The 6069-nt window shown below is 34.8% G+C and carries 1 protein-coding gene; it reads left to right on the forward strand.

All coding sequences use genetic code 11. From position 1 onward, the window contains the following. Positions 1–553: 553 nt before the first annotated feature. A partial coding sequence (locus ACJJVK_RS17025) for a choice-of-anchor A family protein (protein WP_405568282.1) occupies positions 554–6069 on the forward strand: 5516 nt, incomplete at its 3' end.

The raw sequence follows: 6069 nt of genomic DNA on the forward strand, positions 1-6069 counted from the left end.
TTTTTTAGCTTTAGTTTTCTTTAATTATATGAAAATAACTCATAGAGTTAAATTTTAGAAATAATTTTATATATTTGCAAAAGTTTTAAAATAAGTTTTTAGTGTTAAATCACTGAAAACAACCCCAATCTTCATATAATTAGTAGTAAAGTACAAAGACACGAATCTGTATTTCACCCCATCAGAATCGTTATTTGTCGAATTAAAATTTTAAAAAAACCAAAATCATATAATTTTGGTTGTAATAATTAAAAGTAATTAACCCTAATTAAAAGCTTTTTCAATGAAGAAAAATGTAAACTCTAAACTACAAAATCTACTGATAACATCAGTATTCACAAACCTAAATCTATTCAACAAATCTAAATCTGAAAACAAAATAAGCGCTTAACAACTAAGCTTTTATTAGATTTATTATTGCTTTTATTTTTTACCCCAAAATAAATACTCAGCAATAAATAAGTCACACAAAAACTATTTTCCCTAAGTCCAACCCCTAATCTTGTATCAAGGAGAATAAAAGTTGTAATCCTAATTATAATTTTTTCGTACCATGAAAAACCGAATTACCTTTAACCAAACCCAGAATAATCCTTTTTATTATACAAAAGGATTAAAAAAATTATTATTTATTCTTGCATTCTTTACTTCTTTAGGATATTATGCTCAAACAAGCACATCTACAGGAATTAGTGGTAAAGAAGATGTACGTCTTATTACAGGATCTAGCTCTAAATCTAAATCAAAGGTTAGTGTAGAAGACTTATCAATAATAAATTCTTTTACAAGTAGAACAAATGTATGTTCTCCTGAAACATCATTAATAGTTACAGAAGAAAGTACTTGGGGTATTTCAAGGTCTACTTTAAATAACAGTGGTGTTCCTTCTTTTTGTTTAAGTTTAAATGATGATGCTCCAAATGTTGATGATGTGTATAACACAACTTTAACTCCTAGTACAGACATTAGCTTTAACAATAGTAATTATACTACAAATCAAATTTTAGATAAAGTACAACGTACTCTTTCTATAATGAATCATTCTAGTTATGCTCCAAGCTCTCAACCATCTAATATTACTGATAGCTTTCACCAAGCTATTGCAATAGCTGTTTGGCACTGGACAAATGATTTAACTATATCAAATAATATAGATTATTCATGGACTGCAACAAATGGAAGTACTTATAAAGCAAGCAATATAGTAAGTTGGGTAAATAATGGTACTTTACAAGCTTCTGATGTTTTTTGGTTAATTCCAGAAGACAATAATAATCAACCAGAAGTATTATTGAACGAAAACACTTCTTCTGATTGTTGCCCTACTTCACCATCAATAACAACAAGTATAGAAAGTTCAGGAGATATCATTTTAGATTCAGCTTCTAATGCATACTACTATGGAGTAAGCACTATGAATGCTGGTAGTTATGATGGTCCTACAACAATTGCAACTGCAACAGAAATTCCAAGTTCTTTACCTTCTACAATATTTACAAATCCATCTCAAAATGCAGGAAGTTATATTGTAAGAGTTTTTAATAATATAGATAGTTGCTATACAGATTACACTTATACTGTACCAGGTTCTCCTGCACAAAGTTGTACATCAACTTACGCTTCTTATGAAAGTGATATTAATAATGTAAATGGAAAATATAATGCAGAAGGTGCTCCTGATGGGGCTTATGCAGAAATTTACAGTAGAAATCAACAATTAATATTAGATTTCAATCAAGAATTCCCTGCAGGAACCGAGTATATAATTACTTGGAGAATGAGAAGTAGCGAAAGTGGAACAGCTCAAATTTATTTGTCAGAATCTACTTCTGCAAGTTCTGGATTTACCAATAATCCTGCTTCACCACAAACAACTACAACAGGTAGTTTTATTACAACTACTGTAACATCAAACGTAAACTTTAGGTACATTGCTTTTGATAGAGGTTCTGGTACAAGAGATTATGATTTAGATGCTGTAGCAGTAAGTGTTTGTGTTACTTGTGATGAAGCTGATAATACAACTACAACTGCTTCAATTACAGAAAGTGAAACAAAAACTTTATCAGGTTTACCTGCTGGTGGTACTTGGTCAATCGTTTCTGGTGGTGGTGCTATTAATGGTACAACTTATACTCCAGACGATGTAAATGCAAATACAAATGTAACCTTAAGATATACAATTGCTGCTGATGGTTCTTGTGATGCAACTACTGATGATGTAACATTTACAGTTACAAGTTTAAATTGTGATAGAACAAGTCCTACTGAACCTGCACTAGACTTTAATGTTTTCACATTAAATAGTTTAAATTTACAAACCAACGAAACAGAAGGAAGTATAGCTACAGGTGGAGATTTAACAATTTTGGGTAACTACCAAGTAGCAATTCATAATGCAGGTACATATCAAGTAAATAACACACCTATTGGTTTATTAGTTGGTGGTAAAATTGTTTATCAATCAGGAAACTCTCTACAAGTAGGACAAAATAGTTATGTTAAAATTGGAGATAATCAAAACTCTACAGTTTGGTATACTGACCAAAACAATGCATATTCTAACATAAGAATTACACCAAGTTCTGACTATAATTCTTCACCTAGAATTGAGTTACAAACAAATGCAAATAACCTTAATGTATCTGCAACAAATAATCCTGTATTTGAAAGCAATTTAATAGATTTTGCAACAGCATTTCAAACATTAGAAACCAACTCAACTACATTGTCTCAAAATGCAAACAATGCACAGTTAACAAATGCAAATGGACAATCTATTTCTAATACATCTTTACCTAATCAAATAAAAATTAATTTACAAGATGGTGTTAACTATTTAAATATTACAAGTACTGATTTAAATAATGTAGATAATTTTACTTACAACACTGCACCAACTGCAAATAAAGTTTTAGTAATAAATGTAAATGCTCCAGGAACTTTCAATTGGGATGTTTGGAACCAATCTGGTGTTGGTCAACAAAACGCACCATACATTATTTACAACTTTTACAATACTACAACACTTAATATCGAAGGTAATTCGACAATTGAAGGTACAGTTTTAGCTCCTTTTGCTAACATTAACAAAACAGTAAACCAATCTAATATAGAAGGGCAAGTTATAGGTTTATCATTTAACCATGCAGGTGGTGAAGTACATTCTGCTAATTTTACTCCATCTTTAATCAATTGTACAGTAGCTTCTTGTGATGTAGCTGATAATACAACTTCTGCTGCTTCAATCACAGAAAATGAAACAAAAACATTAACAGGATCTCCTGCTGGTGGTACTTGGTCTATCTTTTCTGGTGGTGGTTCAATCTCTGGTAACACTTATACTCCAGCTGATATCAACACCAATACTACTGTTAAAATTAAATATACAATTCCTGCTGATGGATCTTGTGCAGAAACTTCAGACACTGTTACCTTTACAGTAACTCCAGTTTGTGATGTAGTTGCTGATAATACAACTTCTACTGCTTCTATTACTGAAGATGAAACTAAAACTTTATCTGGTGCGCCTACTGGTGGTACTTGGTCAATCGTGTCTGGTGGTGGGTCAATCTCTGGATCTACGTATACGCCTGATGATATCAATACTGATACTACTGTAGTAATTCGTTATACAATTGCTGCTGATGGTGATTGTGCTGCAACTACTGATGATGTTACTTTTACAGTAACTCCAGTTTGTGATGTAGTTGCTGATAATACAACTTCTACTGCTTCAATCACGGAAGATGAAACTAAAACTTTATCTGGTGCGCCTGCTGGTGGTACTTGGTCTATCGTGTCTGGTGGTGGGTCAATCTCTGGTTCAACATATACACCTGATGATATCAATACTGATACTACTGTAGTAATTCGTTATACGATTGCTGCTGATGGTGATTGTGCTGCAACAACTGATGATGTTACTTTTACAGTAACTCCTGTTTGTGATGTAGTTGCTGATAATACAACTTCTACTGCTTCAATCACGGAAGATGAAACTAAAACTTTATCTGGTGCGCCTGCTGGTGGTACTTGGTCTATCGTGTCTGGTGGTGGGTCAATCTCTGGTTCAACATATACACCTGATGATATCAATACTGATACTACTGTAGTAATTCGTTATACGATTGCTGCTGATGGTGATTGTGCTGCAACAACTGATGATGTTACTTTTACAGTAACTCCTGTTTGTGATGTAGTTGCTGATAATACAACTTCTACTGCTTCAATCACGGAAGATGAAACTAAAACTTTATCTGGTGCGCCTGCTGGTGGTACTTGGTCTATCGTGTCTGGTGGTGGGTCAATCTCTGGTTCAACATATACACCTGATGATATCAATACTGATACTACTGTAGTAATTCGTTATACGATTGCTGCTGATGGTGATTGTGCTGCAACAACTGATGATGTTACTTTTACAGTAACTCCTGTTTGTGATGTGGTTGCTGACAATACAACAACTACTGCTTCAATCACGGAAGATGAAACTAAAACTTTATCTGGTGCGCCTGCTGGTGGTTCTTGGTTGATCGTTTCTGGTGGTGGTTCAATCTCTGGTTCAACGTATACTCCTGATGATATCAATACAGATACAACTGTAGTAATTCGTTATACAATTGCTGCGGATGGTGATTGTGCTGCAACAACTGATGATGTTACTTTTACAGTAACTCCTGTTTGTGATGTAGTTGCTGACAATACAACAACTACTGCTTCTATTACTGAAGATGAAACTAAAACGCTTTCAGGATCTCCTGCTGGTGGTACTTGGTCAATCGTGTCTGGTGGTGGGTCAATCTCTGGTTCAACGTATACACCTGATGATATCAATACTGATACGACTGTAGTAATTCGTTATACGATTGCTGCGGATGGTGATTGTGCTGCGACAACTGATGATGTTACTTTTACGGTAACTCCAGTTTGTGATGTAGTTGCTGACAATACAACAACTACTGCTTCTATTACTGAAGATGAAACTAAAACTTTATCTGGTGCGCCTGCTGGTGGTTCTTGGTCAATCGTTTCTGGTGGTGGGTCAATCTCTGGTTCAACATATACACCTGATGATATCAACACTGATACAACTGTCGTAATTCGTTATACGATTGCTGCGGATGGTGATTGTGCTGCAACAACTGATGATGTTACTTTTACAGTAACTCCTGTTTGTGATGTAGTTGCTGATAATACAACTTCAACTGCTTCTATTACTGAAGATGAAACTAAAACTTTATCTGGTGCACCTGCTGGTGGTACTTGGTCAATCGTGTCTGGTGGTGGTTCAATCTCTGGTTCAACGTATACACCTGATGATATCAATACTGATACAACTGTAGTAATTCGTTATACGATTGCTGCTGATGGTGATTGTGCTGCAACAACTGATGATGTTACCTTTACTGTAACTCCTGTTTGTGATGTGGTTGCTGATAATACAACTTCTACTGCTTCTATTACTGAAGATGAAACTAAAACTTTATCTGGTGCGCCTGCTGGTGGTACTTGGTCAATCGTTTCTGGTGGTGGGTCAATCTCTGGTTCAACGTATACTCCTGATGATATCAATACTGATACTACTGTAGTAATTCGTTATACGATTGCTGCTGATGGTGATTGTGCTGCAACAACTGATGATGTTACGTTTACTGTAACTCCTGTTTGTGATGTAGTTGCTGACAATACAACTTCAACTGCTTCTATTACTGAAGATGAAACTAAAACGCTTTCAGGATCTCCTGCTGGTGGTACTTGGTCTATCTTTTCTGGTGGTGGTTCAATCTCTGGTTCAACGTATACACCTGATGATATCAACACTGATACTACTGTAGTAATTCGTTATACGATTGCTGCTGATGGTGATTGTGCTGCAACAACTGATGATGTTACCTTTACTGTAACTCCTGTTTGTGATGTAGTTGCTGATAATACAACTTCTACTGCTTCTATTACTGAAGATGAAACTAAAACTTTATCTGGTGCGCCTGCTGGTGGTACTTGGTCAATCGTTTCTGGTGGGGGGTCAATCTCTGGTTCAACGTATACACCTGATGATATCAATAC

It is taken from the genome of Polaribacter sp. Asnod6-C07 (assembly GCF_045063625.1).
In the GTDB taxonomy this organism is placed as follows: domain Bacteria; phylum Bacteroidota; class Bacteroidia; order Flavobacteriales; family Flavobacteriaceae; genus Polaribacter; species Polaribacter vadi_A.